Annotated in this window: 16 protein-coding genes and 1 pseudogene; 11 read left to right on the top strand and 6 right to left on the bottom strand. The window is 54.1% G+C overall.

The window, feature by feature from the left end:
- Window positions 1-269: 269 nt before the first annotated feature.
- The gene (gene priA / locus ACK4IR_RS09130; RefSeq protein ID WP_409874057.1) at window positions 270-2,702 is read right to left on the bottom strand and encodes a primosomal protein N'; all 2,433 of its coding nucleotides are present in this window, start codon (window positions 2,700-2,702) and stop codon (window positions 270-272) included.
- 37 nt (window positions 2,703-2,739) lie between these two features.
- Between priA and ACK4IR_RS09135 the strand changes: the two genes are divergently transcribed.
- The 4 genes and pseudogenes from ACK4IR_RS09135 (at window position 2,740) to ACK4IR_RS09150 (ending at window position 5,217) form a co-directional block, all read left to right on the top strand.
- On the top strand, window positions 2,740-3,138 hold the full coding sequence (locus ACK4IR_RS09135) for a hypothetical protein (protein WP_409874058.1): 399 nt from the start codon (window positions 2,740-2,742) through the stop codon (window positions 3,136-3,138).
- A gap of 79 nt (window positions 3,139-3,217) precedes the next feature.
- Window positions 3,218-3,469 carry a hypothetical protein gene (locus tag ACK4IR_RS09140; RefSeq protein WP_409874059.1) on the top strand — a complete coding sequence of 84 codons (252 nt, stop codon included), beginning with the start codon at window positions 3,218-3,220 and terminating at the stop codon, window positions 3,467-3,469.
- 395 nt (window positions 3,470-3,864) lie between these two features.
- Window positions 3,865-4,069 (top strand): annotated as a pseudogene (locus ACK4IR_RS09145) (hypothetical protein); the annotation flags it as partial.
- Window positions 4,069-5,217: a class I SAM-dependent methyltransferase gene (locus tag ACK4IR_RS09150; RefSeq protein WP_409874060.1), complete on the top strand. Its 1,149-nt coding sequence runs from the start codon at window positions 4,069-4,071 to the stop codon at window positions 5,215-5,217. The pseudogene ACK4IR_RS09145 and the gene ACK4IR_RS09150, both read left to right, overlap by 1 nt.
- Here the strand turns inward: ACK4IR_RS09150 and ACK4IR_RS09155 are convergent.
- Window positions 5,214-6,353, bottom strand: a complete 1,140-nt coding sequence (locus tag ACK4IR_RS09155) for a glycosyltransferase family 4 protein (RefSeq protein WP_409874061.1) — start codon at window positions 6,351-6,353, stop codon at window positions 5,214-5,216. The two genes, ACK4IR_RS09150 and ACK4IR_RS09155, sit on opposite strands and share 4 nt — an antisense overlap.
- Before the next feature lie 105 nt (window positions 6,354-6,458).
- On the opposite strand from ACK4IR_RS09155, the gene ACK4IR_RS09160 reads away from it, so the two are divergent.
- The 3 genes from ACK4IR_RS09160 (at window position 6,459) to ACK4IR_RS09170 (ending at window position 8,744) form a co-directional block, all read left to right on the top strand.
- The gene (locus ACK4IR_RS09160) at window positions 6,459-7,040 is read left to right on the top strand and encodes a PAP/fibrillin family protein (RefSeq protein ID WP_409874062.1); all 582 of its coding nucleotides are present in this window, start codon (window positions 6,459-6,461) and stop codon (window positions 7,038-7,040) included.
- Between the two features lie 59 nt (window positions 7,041-7,099).
- Window positions 7,100-8,134, top strand: a complete 1,035-nt coding sequence (locus tag ACK4IR_RS09165) for a hypothetical protein (RefSeq protein ID WP_409874063.1) — start codon at window positions 7,100-7,102, stop codon at window positions 8,132-8,134.
- 61 nt (window positions 8,135-8,195) lie between these two features.
- Entirely contained in the window at window positions 8,196-8,744 is a 549-nt protein-coding gene (locus ACK4IR_RS09170) for an NADPH-dependent FMN reductase (protein WP_409874064.1), read from the top strand.
- On the opposite strand, the gene hemB is transcribed toward ACK4IR_RS09170, so the two are convergent.
- The 4 genes from hemB to ACK4IR_RS09190 all read right to left on the bottom strand — a co-directional run bounded on the left by hemB (window position 8,741) and on the right by ACK4IR_RS09190 (window position 12,788).
- Window positions 8,741-9,727 carry a porphobilinogen synthase gene (gene hemB, locus ACK4IR_RS09175; protein ID WP_409874065.1) on the bottom strand — a complete coding sequence of 329 codons (987 nt, stop codon included), beginning with the start codon at window positions 9,725-9,727 and terminating at the stop codon, window positions 8,741-8,743. The genes ACK4IR_RS09170 and hemB overlap by 4 nt on opposite strands.
- Before the next feature lie 155 nt (window positions 9,728-9,882).
- Window positions 9,883-10,443, bottom strand: a complete 561-nt coding sequence (locus ACK4IR_RS09180) for an NUDIX hydrolase (protein WP_409874066.1) — start codon at window positions 10,441-10,443, stop codon at window positions 9,883-9,885.
- Window positions 10,444-10,448: 5 nt separating this feature from the next.
- A complete protein-coding gene (gene map, locus ACK4IR_RS09185) occupies window positions 10,449-11,273 on the bottom strand; it encodes a type I methionyl aminopeptidase (protein WP_409874067.1) in 825 nt (274 codons plus the stop codon).
- A gap of 72 nt (window positions 11,274-11,345) precedes the next feature.
- Window positions 11,346-12,788 carry a deoxyribodipyrimidine photo-lyase, 8-HDF type gene (locus ACK4IR_RS09190; protein ID WP_409874068.1) on the bottom strand — a complete coding sequence of 481 codons (1,443 nt, stop codon included), beginning with the start codon at window positions 12,786-12,788 and terminating at the stop codon, window positions 11,346-11,348.
- A 251-nt stretch (window positions 12,789-13,039) separates the two neighbouring features.
- Between ACK4IR_RS09190 and ACK4IR_RS09195 the strand changes: the two genes are divergently transcribed.
- The 4 genes from ACK4IR_RS09195 (at window position 13,040) to atpB (ending at window position 15,246) form a co-directional block, all read left to right on the top strand.
- Window positions 13,040-13,450 (top strand): STAS domain-containing protein, encoded by a 411-nt coding sequence (locus ACK4IR_RS09195; protein WP_409874069.1) that lies wholly within the window; start codon window positions 13,040-13,042, stop codon window positions 13,448-13,450.
- A 54-nt stretch (window positions 13,451-13,504) separates the two neighbouring features.
- Window positions 13,505-13,960: a Mini-ribonuclease 3 gene (locus ACK4IR_RS09200; RefSeq protein WP_409874070.1), complete on the top strand. Its 456-nt coding sequence runs from the start codon at window positions 13,505-13,507 to the stop codon at window positions 13,958-13,960.
- A 63-nt stretch (window positions 13,961-14,023) separates the two neighbouring features.
- On the top strand, window positions 14,024-14,446 hold the full coding sequence (locus ACK4IR_RS09205; protein WP_409874071.1) for an ATP synthase subunit I: 423 nt from the start codon (window positions 14,024-14,026) through the stop codon (window positions 14,444-14,446).
- A gap of 41 nt (window positions 14,447-14,487) precedes the next feature.
- Window positions 14,488-15,246 carry a F0F1 ATP synthase subunit A gene (atpB, locus tag ACK4IR_RS09210; RefSeq protein WP_409874072.1) on the top strand — a complete coding sequence of 253 codons (759 nt, stop codon included), beginning with the start codon at window positions 14,488-14,490 and terminating at the stop codon, window positions 15,244-15,246.
- The last annotated feature ends 47 nt before the right edge of the window (window positions 15,247-15,293 follow it).

Here is a 15,293-nt window from a genome sequence, read left to right on the forward strand (position 1 = left end):
GAGCGGCATTGGCATGGTAGTCCTTTGAGACACTTGACGCGCTGCGGCAGAAGCTACAAGATGTATTGTCACAGATGGCGGCGCAGGTCATTCAGTCTCTGACGGCTTGGTCGTTCATTACTCAGCCTCATATTAGGACTATCTTCAAATTGAATTGGTATTAGTTGTGCTTCTGAGAAGTCCCTAAATGGCTAGCGATCGCTCCTAGTCCTTGTGCTTCCTAGGTTTTGCCTTGCCTCGCTAAAATGCCCCGCAATCTATGGGAGGGATTACAGAAAATTGAGAGGATCAACATCAATGCTTAGATAAGTGGAGCGGGGACATTGCTCTTTGAGTTGAACCAAGGCTTTGCTGAGTTCTGCAACGTCGTTTTCCACATTGCCCTTGAGTATAATTTGCCAACGGTAACGGTCGGCGATTTTATGAATGACCGCTTCTATAGGACCTAACACTTCCCATCGCCCTTCCCCAACGGGAGCAAGGGTTCGTAAACGGTCGGCAATGGCCATCGCCGTAGCTGCAAGACTGTCGGCATCGGGATCACTCAAGCGCAAAAGGATCAACCGACCATAGGGGGGATACCCCAGTAACTGCCGCTGCTGCTGTTCCGTTGCGGCAAACCCCTCCCAGTCATAGCGTTTAACCGCTTGAATCACCGAATGTTCGGGCACATAGGTTTGCAGGATTACCCGCCCAGGCGCTTCTCCTCGGCCACAACGTCCTGCCACTTGGGTGAGTAATTGAAAGGCGCGCTCCCCCGCGTGATACTGGGGCAGGTGCAGCAAACTATCTGCGGCTAAAATCCCGACTAAAGCCACTTCGGGAATATCAATCCCTTTGGTGAGCATTTGCGTTCCCACCATCACATCCGCCTCACCGGCCACGAATTGCTTCAGGAGTTGCCGATGTCCCTCTTTACCACGGGTGGTATCACTGTCAAAGCGCAACACCCGCAACTGCGGAAAACGGCGGTTCAGTTCGGCCACCACTCGCTGGGTACCCCCCCCAAAGGGTTTCAAGTAGGGAGAATCACACTTAGGGCATCGCTCTGGAAAAGCCTGCTGATATCCGCAGTAGTGACAGCGCAGGACATTTGTGGTCTGCTGTTCGTCAAATAGGTGGACGGTCAAAGAAACACTGCAATGGGGACAATAGAGCGCCGTCCCGCAACTGCGGCAGGCCACAAAGGTGTTATGACCGCGCCGTGGCACAAATAAAATGGCTTGCTGCCCCTTCAAATCCGCCAATGCCTCCTGTAAGAACCGACTCAACATGGAACGGTTCCCGCGACGAAATTCTTCGCGCATGTCCACAACGGTAATGGGTGGCAAGGGGGCACCATGAATCCGTTGCGGCAACGGCAGATAGCGAATGTTGCCGGCTTTGCCGAAGGTACGTTGCCAAATGTCCAAGGAAGGCGTCGCCGTTCCCAAGACTAAGGGACAGAACTGCTGGTGCGATCGCCATTCCGCAAGGGTACGCGCATCGTAGCAAGGCTGCGGCGAATCCTGTTTGTAGCTACTGTCGTGCGCTTCGTCTAGAATAATTAACCCCAACCCCACTAAGGGCAGCAGAATTGCGGAACGGGTTCCAATCACCACCCGTGGCTCCGGCTGGAGGGTGAGCCGCCATGTATCGTAGCGTTCGCCGTCACTGAGGCCGCTGTGATAGACCAGCAGGCGATCGCCAAAGCGCGCCCGTACCCGATCCGTCAATTGGGGGGTCAGGGCAATCTCCGGCACCAGCAATAACGCCGATCGCCCCCGCTCTAAACACCGCGCAATCGCCTGAAGATAGACTTCCGTTTTACCGGAGCCGGTCACCCCATGCAGCAAAAAAGTCTGTGCCCTCTCAAACTGCTCTGAAATCGCGCCGAGCGCCGCCGTCTGAGCTGGGGTTAAGGTCTTGGGAGCATCTGCAGCCACCTCTACCCCTTGCGCTAAGCGGTAGGACGGCTGTGCCACAATGGCAAGGTATCCTTTCTCGGCTAAACGACGCAGCGTTGAGGCACCGCTGCCCGTGGCTTTAAGCACCTCCTGTAGCCAACAATCGCGATCCTGTTGCCGTAAATAATGCAGGATTTGCCGCTGCCGCTGCGTTAAGCCTTCCCCTTCACTCCGCAGGAGAACGACCGCCTGCTGCTGTTTGACCTGTTGACGGGTAGGCGCCGCCAGATAGGTTTCCACCACACCTAGGCGTTCCAGCTCCCGAAGAGCACGCCCGAGGTTGGCAAATCGTTGCTGAAGATAGCGCACACTGTAGTCCCCCCTGCCCTTGCTCTGGAGAAAGCGCAGCAGATGTTGCCCTTGTTCTGAAAGGGGGGGAAGTCCTTGGTGTGGCCGTAGGCGCACCCGCCGTTGCGATCGCCCCAAGACACCGGGTGGCAGGGCGGTGCGAACCACTTGGATCAACGGCGTGCAGTAGTAGGTGGCCATCTGCTCAAGAAGTGCCCAATACGCCTTAGGGAACAACTGTTGGTCAACAATTTCGAGGAGCGATCGCACCTGCTCCGGCGCAACGGTCGGTGGCCGCTCTTCTTGAACCGCCAGCACAATTCCCCGCACCACCTGGGCACCAAAGGGCACCTCCACCACGTCCCCCCCCTGCACCGCCCAATTGTCGGGAATGCGGTAGGTGTAGGCGTCAGCGGCTCCCACGCAGTCCACCAACACGCTGGCATAGGTCGGCGATTGTGCCACCACAGATGTAGAACCCCCATGGCTCATAGGAGAAGAACGAATGAATCGAAGGGTCTGGACAACCTTACTACTTCTGCCGCTCCTTGCCCAACACCCCACTTTACCCCAACCCAACCGCAACGGAGACTACCCCTTACGCACCGGGCATCGCACTTGGGTGGTGGTGGATCCAGATGTCAAAGGCCTCAACTGTCGTTGGTTCCCCCAAGCCCCAAAGGCGTGGTATAGTCCTATGGCTCACTGGCCGCCGACAGACATTCGGCACTGGCCGGTGGTGCGTCGTTTTCCGCGCGGCACGGTGTTGAGGGCAAATCTTGCCCCGGCAGGCTTTGCCATGATCCCGGATAATCGTGGTTTGCCTTGGCTAAAGGTGGCTCTTGGAAAGGACGAGCAGATTTGCTTGGTGCGAGCCAACCGCCGCTTTATTCGTCCCCGCTAGCAGTTGCGTGCCTAGGCCGTTATCTTGCCGGAGCAACATGGGAAATAGAGGAAATGCCTCCCCACTCCCTTTTTTCTCAATGAGTGATCTCTACGAAGCAGAGACACTTGCGATCGCCCGTCAACTGTGGACTGCTAGCCATGAATCCCGCAACTTTTTCAGTCAACTGCGGGAGCACATACGCATCGAAGATGAACGCCTGCGGGTACAGCTCTTTCGCCTCATTGACTGCCTGCTCAGTCTGCGCCGTAAAACCGAGGTAGCCCGCCACCTTCAAGAATACCTCCGTGACCCCGCTGTAGAACTGCCGGAAGGGTTGACTAACAGCTAAAAAAGCTCCTGAATTTTGCCCCACCAGATTCCCTGCCGGCGCCAGCGGCGGCGACCCCGTTCATGACCGCCGTTCAAGCCCTTGCCCACAAATAGATTGCCGGTGAAACCGCCGAGCAGCTGCCGAAAACCGTTGGCCGTTTGCGCAAGCAGGGCATGCTGGTAACAATGGATATCCTCTTCTCAAGCGGCAAAATGAAAGGGTGTGTCCCCAACCCTGCGGCGGTGGGAGGCTCCATCTGTTAAAATTTGCTCAGTACCCCAAGCTCTGGGGGTCTTGAAGCCTATAGAGAAATAATCCCCCTTGAGAGCGTCGCTCTTGAGACTTCGATGAAGCAGGAAATAAGCAGCAAATCTAAACAATGGAATGGAGTCTATTTGACTTGACCGTATAGATTTGCCGTGGACAACCTCTACATTAACCGTGGCATTACGGGAGCGATCGTGGATCGGCGGCTCTTTGGGAGCTTTAAGCTGTCGGGGATTGGCTCTAAAGCCGGTGGACGCTTACCTGCTGCAATTCCTCGAACCCCGGGTGGTGACCGAGAATGGGCAACGTCAAGGCTTTGCCCCCATTGCCGGCGTGGATGAGGAATGCTGATGGACAATCCGCTATTTGCTGCCATTCAGGAACGGATCCAAGCCGCCGGTGCCATTTCCTTCTGTGAGTTTATGGCCTTGGCGCTGTACGCCCCACAGTGGGGCTACTACAACCGTCCCCAGATCCAGATTGGGCGGCGGGGTGACTTCCTTACTTCCAGTAGTCTGACAAGGGATTTTGCCGAGCTGCTCACCGATGCCTTTGTGCAGATGTGGCATGCTTTGGATTGCCCCCAACGGTTCACGCTACTGGAGATGGGCGCCGGCGAAGGGGAGTTTGCCGATGGGGTCTTGGGCTATAGCCAAGTCACCTATCCCGACTTCTTTGCTGCCTTGGAGTACCGAATTCAGGAGCAGTCCCCCAGTTTGCGGGAACGCCAACAGCAACGCTTGGCACGGTGGGGCGATCGCCTGCGCTGGCAAGGCTCTGAGACTGCTGCTGAACCGATCAGCGGCTGCATCTTCAGCAACGAAGTGGTGGATGCCTTTCCCGTCCATCGGCTGCAATGGCAGGGGGGCAATTGGCAGGAAATCTATGTGACCCTTGATAGCCAAGGGGCATTTCAAGAGGTTTTGTCTCCCCTCAAGGACAATCGCATCCATGAGTACTTTGCCACGGTGGGCATTGATCCGTCGCAACAGGGCTATGGGGAAGGCTACCGCACGGAGGTGAATTTGCACCTGATCCCGTGGTTAAGAGATCTGAGTCAGCGTCTCGAGCGGGGCTTTGTCCTCACTATTGACTATGGGTATCCCGCTCGGCAGTACTATCATCCCGCCCGCTGTGAGGGCACCTTGCAGTGCTACTACCGCCACCGCTGCCACGCCAATCCCTATCGCTTTGTGGGGGAGCAGGATATTACCGCCCATGTGGATATAACGGCGCTGATCCGCTACGGTGAGCAATTCGGTCTGGAAACCCTCTATGTCACCCGTCAGAGTTTGTTTCTCATGGCCTTGGGTTTGGGCGATCGCCTCCTTGCCCAACAACAGCGGAACGGCAATCTCCGCCAAGCCTTAAACCGCCATCAATCGCTCCACCAACTCATTGACCCCCTTGGGCTGGGGGGCTTTTACGTGGTTCTCCAAGGGAAGCAGGCCACCCTAGAGCTGCCGCAGTTAAGAGAAGCGGATCAGGGGTTGGGTTAACGACTGAGAGCCACATCCCGTTGGGAAACCGGCAAAAGTGACCGATAGTACTCCTCTAGTTGCTGGGTGGCCGCTGCCCAGCTCCAGCGTTCCGCTTCTTGACGGGCATGGTGGCGAATAGTCTCGCGATCGCCCGGTGAATCAAAAAGACGCTGACAAGCCCTAATTGCCCCTTGGGGATCCGCCGGATCAAACAAAAACCCATTTACCCCATCGGTCACAATATCGGGAATGCCGCCACTATTGGCAGCCACTACGGGGCAGCCCGCCGCCATCGCCTCCAAAAGAACCAAACCAAGGGTTTCCGTGCGCGAGGGAAAGACAAAGACATCCGCTGAAGCGAAGGCAGCCGCTAGGCGTTCCCCCCGCAGATAGCCGACAAAATGGGTAGGGGTGCCGGCAAAGTGTTTTTCCAGCGCTTCGCGGTGGGGGCCATTGCCCACCAGTGCCAGTCGTGCCTGTGGTATCTGCTCTAGAATAGGCTTGATTTGCTCAATTTCCTTTTCAGCGGAGAGGCGACCGACATAAAGTAGCAGGGGCGCTTCCGGATGCCCTTGACTGAGAAAGTAGCGCATTTCTCGACTTTGGTACTGCGGATGAAACAACTCCACGTCCACCCCCCGCTGCCAGAGCTCGAGATGGCAAATGCCATGCGCCTTGAGTTCTGCCACCATTGCCGTCGAAGTACACAAATTCAAGTGGGCGCGGTTATGCCCCCAGCGCAGCAGCGACCAGAGCACCCCCTCTAGGAACCCTAGGCCATAGTACTTCAGATATTGCGGCAGGTGGGTGTGGTAAGAGGCCACCAAGGGCAAGCGGAATTTCTCTGCATAGTACAGACCTGCTAACCCCAAGACTGCCGGGTTCGCCACATGGATCAGATCGGGTTCAAAAGCAGCCAAAGCTTGACCAATGGCGGGTCGCGGCAGCGCTAATTTGAGTTCAGGATACAATGGGAGGGGAAAACCGGAAACGCCATAGATCTGCGCGCCTTCGTAATGATCTAGCCCACCCTCGGGAGCCACTACCAACACCTGATGGCCATTCCGTTGCAGATGTCGGACGGTTTGACACAGACGGGTAACGATGCCATCAATTTTGGGCAAAAATGTCTCAGTAAATAGCGCGATCCGCATTTCGCTAACCTGAATGGGAGAGGGATTTTTCCCATTCTCGAATCAGGGGGGTCTTGACGCAACCCATTGGAGTGAAAAAGTTTCTTGCACAAGGAGGGGTGAATTATGCCAAAAACAGAATTGTTGATGGCGATCGCTGGCCTGAATCGAGGCATTTTAGCCACACCGCGCGATCGCCAACAGGTGGCCGCCCTTGCCGCCTCCCTTGAAGCCGTGAATCCCACCCCAGATCCCCTCAATGCCCCTGAAAAACTGGCCGGGGATTGGCGACTAATCTACACCAGCAGTCAGGCCCTTCTTGCCTTAGATCGCTCTCCCGTCGTAAAGCTGGGGCAAATTTATCAGTGCATTCGTCCGCAACAGCAGCGCATCTACAATATTGCTGAACTCTATGGTCTGCCCTTCCTTGAGGGAATTATCAGCGTGTTGGCGCGGTTTGAACCCCTAACCCAGCAGCGGGTACAGGTGTACTTTGAACGCTCCATTGTCGGCCTGCGCCAGTGGCTCAACTACTACTCACCCGCCCAATTCATTCCTCAACTCCACAGCCGTCAGCCGCTGCTTGCCCTAGATGTGCCCCTCAACAGCAATGATCAACAGGGCTGGCTGGACATTACCTACCTCGATGAGGATTTGCGAATTGCCCGAGGCAATGAAGGTAGCCTCTTCGTGTTGACCCGTGTTTAGCCCCGATTCCCTGTACCCTTAAACTAAGGAAGAGTGGCATCATTCTCACACCCGCTGCAATGGAAACACAGCCCCCCAAGCAACTTAGTTTTCCATGGAATCCGATAATTTCTGAGCCTGCGGCGGAAAGCTCACTAGTAACTGATGCAGAGGGTGAGAACAGCCAACGGCGCATTCAGCATTTAGAGCAAGCCATTGATCAGTGCCAGCACTATATCAATGAACTAAAGCAACAACTGCGCAATCAGGCCTTTCTTGAGGATTTACTGGCGCGTACTGAGGAGATGGCTCAGATTCAGCAGCAGGCGATCGTGGCTCTCCAAGAACAATTGCGCTCCCAAGCCACCTGTGCCCACGAGTTGGCCGAAATGAGCCACCATCGTCAATCCTTGGAAACGATTCTTCAGCAATCGCAAACGGAAATTGAGCACCTCCATCAGGAGGTGGATCGGCTACTAAAAGCGCAAGATGGCCTCGAAGCCAAATTGGTGAATAGCCATCGCCTCCTGCGACAACGGGAACAGGAATGCCAACTCTTGGAATCCCAACTGCGACAAATCCAAGAAGAAAAAAGTCTGCTGCAAACCCGCCTTGAACAAGCCCGCTTCGAGTTGAGCGATCGCCAGATGCAAATAGACGATCTCAACCGTCGCCTCACCCAAGCCAATCATTTAATTGAAACCCAAGAACGGATCATTAGTGCGCTGCAACAGGCTCAAGGATCAGAAGCCAGTAAAAACAACGTCATTCAAGGACTCAGTAAAACCCTGCTCAAAACTCAAACCAAGTTACAGCAATTAGAACGGGACTATCAGCAGCAGCGGCTGCAATACATGACTACCCAGCACTACAATCAAGAACTAGAGGCGCGCACCAGCCAACAACAGGAACGCCTACACCACCTAGAAGCCCAAATTGCCGAACTGCAAGAACAAATTCTCCATCAAGCACAACAGGCACGGGAGCAGGAAACTGCTGTCCAGCATTGGAAAGATCGCTATACTGAGGCCGAGCGATCGCTAGCGCAGTTACAACGAGTTATCGCCCAAATGGCCACGGGTGGCTGCATTTCCCTTAGCGAGATCCCATCATAGAGAGGATGTCTTTACAAATCTAAATTTTGTATAATAAGCCATAGTCATTACGAGTTTGTTTATGCTTAAATTCATTGGTTGGGCAGGGAGTCTGCGGGATGGCTCCTATTCCCAAAGTGCATTAGAGGTTGCCATTGCCAAAGCAGCCGCCCAAGGTGTCAGCGTGGAACGCCTTGATTTACGGCAGATGACGCTCCCCTTTTGTACCGGTGCGGAAAGCTACCCCGACTATCCCGATGTGGCCACGTTTCAAGCCAAAGTCAAGGAAGCCGACGGCATCCTGCTGGTAACCCCGGAGTACCACGGCAGCGTTAGCGGTGTGCTAAAGAACTCCCTTGATCTCCTCAGCTTTGAACATCTCAGCGGCAAAGTAGTCGCCATCATGAGTGTCCTTGGTGGCCAAACCAACAGCAATGCCCTCAATGATCTACGGGTGATTCTGCGCTGGGTACATGCCTGGGTGATTCCCGAACAGGTGGCCATTGGTCAAGCATGGCAAGCCTTCACACCAGAGGGGCAATTGAGCGATCCCAAGCTCGATGAGCGAGTGGACAAAATGATTGCCCGTTGGATTCAAACGACTCGTCAACTGCGAGAAGCGAGTACTTAATCTACGCTCTCTTGCAGCCACTGCGCTACTTGCTTGGCATGGTAGGTGAGAATGACATCGGCACCTGCCCGCTTGAAGCCAAGGAGGGTTTCTAGCACCACTTTTTTCTCATCAATCCAACCATTGCGGGCAGCTGCTTTCACCATTGCATACTCCCCAGAAACATTGTAGGCCGCCACCGGCACATCGCTCACCTGCTTTAATTGAGCAATCACATCCATGTAGGCAAGCGCTGGCTTGACCATCACGATATCGGCTCCCTCCTCGATATCCAAGCTGACCTCCCGCACCGCTTCACGGATATTGGCAGGATCCATTTGGTAGGTTTTTTTGTCGCCAAACTTCGGTGCTGAATCCAAGGCATCGCGAAAGGGGCCATAGTAGGCGGAGGCGTATTTAGCGGAGTAGGCGAGAATCCCCACGTGGGTATAGCCGGCGGCATCCAGACCGACCCGAATGGCACCGACCCGGCCGTCCATCATATCCGACGGAGCCACAAAATCGGCACCGGCAGCGGCTTGACTCACCGCCTGTTTGACGAGGACTTCGACGGTTTCGTCATTGAGAATTTCGCCATCTTTAACAATGCCGTCATGGCCTTCACTGCTGTAGGGATCAAGGGCAACATCAGTAAAGATCAGCAGGTCGGGTAAGACGGCCTTAATTGCCCGTAGCGATCGCTGGACAAGGCCATCGGGATTGTAGCTTTCGGTACCGGCATTGTCCTTGAGGTGCTCTGGAATCAAGGGAAACAGGGCGATCGCCCCAATGCCCAAGGCATAGACCTCCTTCAATTCCAAAATCAGGCGATCCAGTGTATAGCGATAGCAGTCGGGCATCGAGGGGACTTCCTGCACCTGATCTTCCCCCTCCATCACAAAGACCGGATAGATCAAATCTGCCGTGGTCAGGGTATGCTCGCGCACCAAGCGACGAATTTGAGCGGTGCGGCGTAAACGGCGAGGCCGATGGGTTAGCTCCATACTTCGACAATCAAAAACTCACTAATGTCCGATTTCAAAGGGCTGTGCATCAGCACGGACAACCTTTGGATTATTTCCGCATTATCTCATCTTGAGGAGTTAAGACGGGGGGAGGGGCAGGATGCTTACAAACGTTTACGAAGCTATTTAATTGCCTAGTGAATTGCGCAAGCAGCTTGAAGATAGGGCAACGCCAGATAGAAGCTGGTAACAGTTTTGGCATCTTTCACTTGGCCGCTATGAATTGCGGCTGCCAATTCGGGGAGGGAAAATTGCACAATTTCAATGTGCTCATCAGCGTCTTGGGGCGGAGGGGCGTCTAATTTCTGCAGTTCGGTGGCCAAATAGGCATAGATCACTTCGTCGGAATAGCCGGGGGCAATGTAGAACTCCCCCAGTTTTTGCCAGTGGTGGGCGCGGTAGCCCGTTTCCTCTTCAATCTCCCGCTCAATTGTGGCAAAGGGGTTTTCGTAATCCTCAACGGTGCCCGCCGGAAACTCTAGCAGGTATTCCTCGGTGGCAAAGCGGTATTGTTTGACGAGAATCAGGTTGCCCTCTGGGGTCACAGGGACAGCCAAAGCCCCTCCCGGATGACGCACGGTTCCCAACACCGATACAGAACCATGGGGCAGGCGGTATTGATTGACCTCAAAAAAGAACTTGCGACTGCGGCAAAAGCAGTGGCGCTCGAGAACTTCGGGGGGAATTTTAGTCATGGGGGCTAAACAAGGGTGCGATCGGTGAGGATTTCGTAGCCCGTTTTGGTGACCAAGACCGTGTGCTCAAATTGGGCTGAGAGGGAATTGTCCACCGTAACCGCCGTCCAGCGATCGCGCAAAATGCGCACCTGTTTTGACCCCGCATTCACAATCGGTTCAATGGCCAAGGTCATCCCTGCCCGCAGCCGCACATTCTTCAGTTCGTTAGTGCGGAAATTAAACACTGAAGGCTCTTCGTGAAGGTTACGCCCCACGCCATGGCCGGTAAAGTCTTCCACCACCACAAAGCCATTGGCTTCCACATAATCCTGAATGGCGCCGGCCAAATCCATGAGGTAGTTGCCTTCTTTGACCTGCTCAATGCCTCGGTAGAGGGCTTCTTCCGCCACTTTTACCAGCTTGGCAGCTTCCTCAGAAATCTCTCCGACGGGAATCGTGATGCAGGAGTCCCCATGGAAGCCGTTGTAGTAGGCACCGGTGTCAACCTTAACGATGTCGCCATTGCGAATCACCTTGCGGGGGCTAGGGATGCCGTGAACCACTTCGTTGTTGATGCAGGCGCAAATGGAGGCCGGAAAGCCCTGATAGCCTTTGAAGCTCGGTGTTGCCCCCATTTCCCGAATCCGTTTTTCGGCATAAGCATCGAGATCCGCCGTCGTCATCCCCGGCTCAATCATCTGGGAAATTTCCTTGAGCACCGTCGCCACAATTCGCGAGGCTTGGCGCATGATCTCAATTTCTCGCTTGGACTTAATTTCAATGCCACGGCGGGGACGGGTTTGGACAGGGGTGGGGGGGGGAGTGAGCAGACTACCAAGGATATTCATGGGCGCGATGCAACCGCAAAAATCGTTCTTTTTCAGGATAACGCTGTTGCGCTGATCAGGGGAATGGCAATTTTATCCTTGAACGCTGGGTGAACGAAAATGCTGTTGATAGAGTTGCTTAAATCGCTGCTGTTGCTGCCTGTGATCCACAATTGGTAGGGGATAACCGCAGCGATGCCGCTCTAGAGGCGAAATGTTGCCTGTGACCAGATCGGCGGTGTCAAGGGATTGCAATTCTGGTAGCCAACGGCGAATGTACTCCGCCTCTGGGTCAAATTTTTGCGCTTGACTGGCGGGGTTAAAAATCCGCAGCGGCTTTGGATCCATACCACTAGAGGCACTCCACTGCCACCCTCCATTATTGGCCGCCAGATCCCCATCAATGAGCTTTTGCATAAAGTACCGCTCGCCCCAGCGGGGATTGATGATCAAGTCCTTGGTGAGAAAACTGGCCACGATCATGCGACAGCGGTTGTGCATCCAACCGGTTTCATTGAGTTGGCGCATCGCTGCATCTACAATCGGGTAGCCCGTGCGACCTTCACACCAAGCAGCAAAGTGTTCTGCATTATTCACCCAAGGGAAGGTGGCAAATCCTTCGCGATGGGGATGTTCCGCCAAGTGGGGAAACCAGTAGAGGGCGTGCTGATAGAACTCCCGCCAAGCCAATTCCTGCTGCCACGTGCGAATACTCGTTTGTGCCTCTTCACTGCGGGCTGTGGCCATAGCGGCCTGACTGGCTGCCCAGACATGGCGAATACCAAGAATCCCTAACTTCAGAGCAGGGCTTAAGAGGGAGGTTCCGGGCTGTGCCGGATAGTTGCGTTGCTCGCCATAGTCTTGAATGTGCTGGTTAATAAATGTCTCCAGTTGCGCTTGGGCAGCGGCTTCGCCGGGAGCAAGGATCAATTCTCCCGACCAGTGAAATCCCAAGTCCTTGGCGGTGGGAAGAGGTATAGCCCCTAGCGCCGTTGCTGTGGCTTGTTCTGCTTCTGTCAGGGGTTCAAGGTGGGTGGGGGGAGGCACAGGCGCCGGTTTTGCCAAGCTTGACCAATTGCGCCAAAAGGGGGAATAGACGGTGTAGGGCTGTCCCTGTTGGGTTTGTACGGCCTGTGGGGGATGCAGGAGTTGATCCCAGGCGGTTTCCACGGCAATTCCTTTTTCTTTGAGGGCGGTAGCCACGGCGCGATCGCGATCGCGACCATAGGGTTCCACATCCTCATGCCAGTGCACCGCCACTGCCCCTAGGCCACTGGCCACTTGGGGCACGATTTGACGCGGGTCACCTTGGAAAATCAAAAAGCTCCCTCCCGCCCGCTGATAGCTCTCCTGCAAAGCTTGGAGGCAGCCGATGAGGTATGTTACCCGCACCGCCGCAATATCCGAGGCTCTGAGAATTGCGGGGTCAAAGCAGAAAACACCAACCACTTTGGGGGTTTGGGCAGTGGCAGCAGCTAACCCCACACTGTCGCTAAGGCGCAGATCGCGACGATGCCAAAAGAGGCGCAAGCTCATTGCTCGTCCATCCTAAACACACTAGAAAATAACACCAAATACATGCGTTGGTTGCGGCCTTAACTTGCGGCAGTTCATCGTCGGGACTAATCTTTGCTCATTTTTTTTTGGGAGCGGTTAATCAGGCAAGTGCAATAGCGATCGCCAAAACCCGCAGGGGCTTGCGCCGCCAAACTTCCAAACTTTTGTTGAGTTGCTCATCAGGCAATAGACAAGCATGCCGCGTTTACTTATACTTATCTTCTACCGTTTTGTGTGTCCAGTTATCGGCAAAGGAGGCTCTCATTTCTGAACCACTTGCCCTCACCCAAAGCCTAAGGGGTACCCGTGAGATTCGCGATAACTATCAAGTGTTTCGCCTAACGGGTCTCATTGATGCATTTTCCGAGTCGGCCTTTCGCAAGGTTATTAGCAAGTGTTTTGACGATGGGCCTGCCAACGTTATCCTAGATCTTTCAAAAATTGAGTTTATTGACAGCTCTGGCCTCGGCATTTTGGTACAACTGGCCAAAAAAGCCCAGGAGCATCACGGACAACTGCAAATCGTCACTAACCCCCGCGTTACCCAAACCGTCAAACTTGTTCGTCTAGAAAACTTTTTGCCCCTTCAGCCGGATCTGGCGACGGCGATCGCCCAAATTACAGGGGAGACTCATTCTTAAACACTTCAGTTCTTTGGATGGTACAACCAAGGGGGGTGCCTTTGCTGAAACGTCATGCTTGACTCTGCGGAACTATTGCCCCTTGCGCCCCCCAAAATTCCCGCTCATCAACTGCCGCCAGCGGCGTTGGCCTACTTTGGTGACGCCGTCTATGAACTGTTTATCCGTTGGCTTTTTTTAACCCCACCTCAACGCATTAATGCTTACCACCGCCAAGTGGTGGCACATGTCCGGGCTGAAAGCCAAGCCCGTTACATGGACTTCCTTTGGGAACATTGCACCGAAACTGAACGCTCTATTGTTCGTCAGGGTCGCAATGCCGCTACCGATGGCCCCAAACGGGTCGCTGCAAAAATTTACCGCCAAGCCACCGGCTTTGAAGCCCTACTGGGATACCTTTACCTCACTAATCCTCAACGCTTACGGGAAATTTTTCAACTGCTTGAGCGGCACATTCGCAGAGAAATGAACAGCGATATAGATGCAGGAGCATCATGTAATGAAATGTAACCACTGCGTGATAGGATGCTTAGTGGCCAGTTCAAGGCATCCTCGGATGCTCCGTATCCTGCTGTGACCGTTCCCGATTCTGCTTCAGCACCCTCTGCCCCATCAACCGTTGCCAATTCCCCAAAGAAGGGTGGCTCGATGGCCGAGTTTTATCAAATCTGTCGCGAATTATTCACGACAAGCCTCGTGCTGATGGCGATCGCCTTTGGAACAGTTTGGCTCATTTACGGCCTTAACACAGCCCTGAATTACCTTTTAGGGGCAAGTGCGAGCCTAATTTATCTGCGGCTCCTCGCCCGCAGTGTGGAGCGCCTAGGAAATGACCAAAAAAAGCTGGCAAAAACACAGCTTCTTGTCGTTGTGGTTGTGATTACTTTGGCAGCCCGCTGGCAAGAGCTACATATTATTCCAGTGTTCTTGGGGTTCTTAACCTACAAAGCGGCCATTCTGGTCTATATGTTTCGTACGGTTTTGCCGTCCCCTTAACACTGGTTCACTGTAGTGCTTAGACAACCGAGCGCGGAGGCATGATGCCTTTGATACACCTTTGGACAGCTCTTCCCTTTGCCAAGTTAGAGGTAGGGCACCATTTTTATTGGCACATTGGCAACTTGAGAGTTCACGGTCAAGTGTTCATTGCCACTTGGTTTGTGATGGTCATCTTAATTGCGGCGGCCTTTGCCGCCTCGCGGAAGATTCAACAGGTGCCCAGTGGTATTCAAAACCTAATGGAATATGCGCTGGAATTCATCCGTGACTTGACCAAGAGCCAAATGGGTGAGCACGAGTACCGAGCTTGGGTTCCTTTTGTGGGAACACTGTTCCTGTTCATTTTTGTGTGTAACTGGTCAGGCGCACTGGTACCGTGGAAACTCATTGAACTGCCAGAAGGGGAGCTAGCAGCCCCCACCAACGACATCAATACCACTGTAGCCTTGGCTTTGCTGGTCTCCTTGGCCTATTTCTATGCTGGGCTACGCAAGCGAGGGCTGAAGTATTTCACCAAGTACATTGAGCCAACGCCGGTATTGCTTCCGATTGCCATCTTGGAAGATTTTACAAAACCCCTTTCCCTGAGCTTCCGTCTTTTTGGCAACATCCTAGCGGATGAATTGGTGGTGGGGGTCTTGGTGTTGCTGGTACCCTTGTTTGTGCCCTTGCCCGTGATGGCCTTGGGACTCTTTACCAGTGCCATTCAAGCCCTTGTGTTTGCCACCCTCGCAGCCACCTATATTGGGGAGGCCATGGAGGGACATGGCAGCGAGCACGAAGAGGCTCACTCCTAAAAGGGGTACATACCCTGCTATTGTTATCTCTGGAAATTTTGTTTCGT

This window comes from Thermosynechococcus sp., from assembly GCF_046299635.1.
Lineage (GTDB): Bacteria > Cyanobacteriota > Cyanobacteriia > Thermosynechococcales > Thermosynechococcaceae > Thermosynechococcus.

Coding starts and splice junctions, on each gene's coding strand:
- ACK4IR_RS09135 (WP_409874058.1), top strand. CDS start 2,740: ATGAATCGAAGGGTCTGGACAACCTTACTACTTCTGCCGCTCCTTGCC.
- ACK4IR_RS09140 (WP_409874059.1), top strand. CDS start 3,218: ATGAGTGATCTCTACGAAGCAGAGACACTTGCGATCGCCCGTCAACTG.
- ACK4IR_RS09150 (WP_409874060.1), top strand. CDS start 4,069: ATGGACAATCCGCTATTTGCTGCCATTCAGGAACGGATCCAAGCCGCC.
- ACK4IR_RS09155 (WP_409874061.1), bottom strand. CDS start 6,353: ATGCGGATCGCGCTATTTACTGAGACATTTTTGCCCAAAATTGATGGC.
- ACK4IR_RS09160 (WP_409874062.1), top strand. CDS start 6,459: ATGCCAAAAACAGAATTGTTGATGGCGATCGCTGGCCTGAATCGAGGC.
- ACK4IR_RS09165 (WP_409874063.1), top strand. CDS start 7,100: ATGGAAACACAGCCCCCCAAGCAACTTAGTTTTCCATGGAATCCGATA.
- ACK4IR_RS09170 (WP_409874064.1), top strand. CDS start 8,196: ATGCTTAAATTCATTGGTTGGGCAGGGAGTCTGCGGGATGGCTCCTAT.
- hemB (WP_409874065.1), bottom strand. CDS start 9,727: ATGGAGCTAACCCATCGGCCTCGCCGTTTACGCCGCACCGCTCAAATT.
- ACK4IR_RS09180 (WP_409874066.1), bottom strand. CDS start 10,443: ATGACTAAAATTCCCCCCGAAGTTCTCGAGCGCCACTGCTTTTGCCGC.
- map (WP_409874067.1), bottom strand. CDS start 11,273: ATGAATATCCTTGGTAGTCTGCTCACTCCCCCCCCCACCCCTGTCCAA.
- ACK4IR_RS09190 (WP_409874068.1), bottom strand. CDS start 12,788: ATGAGCTTGCGCCTCTTTTGGCATCGTCGCGATCTGCGCCTTAGCGAC.
- ACK4IR_RS09200 (WP_409874070.1), top strand. CDS start 13,505: ATGCTTGACTCTGCGGAACTATTGCCCCTTGCGCCCCCCAAAATTCCC.
- atpB (WP_409874072.1), top strand. CDS start 14,488: ATGATGCCTTTGATACACCTTTGGACAGCTCTTCCCTTTGCCAAGTTA.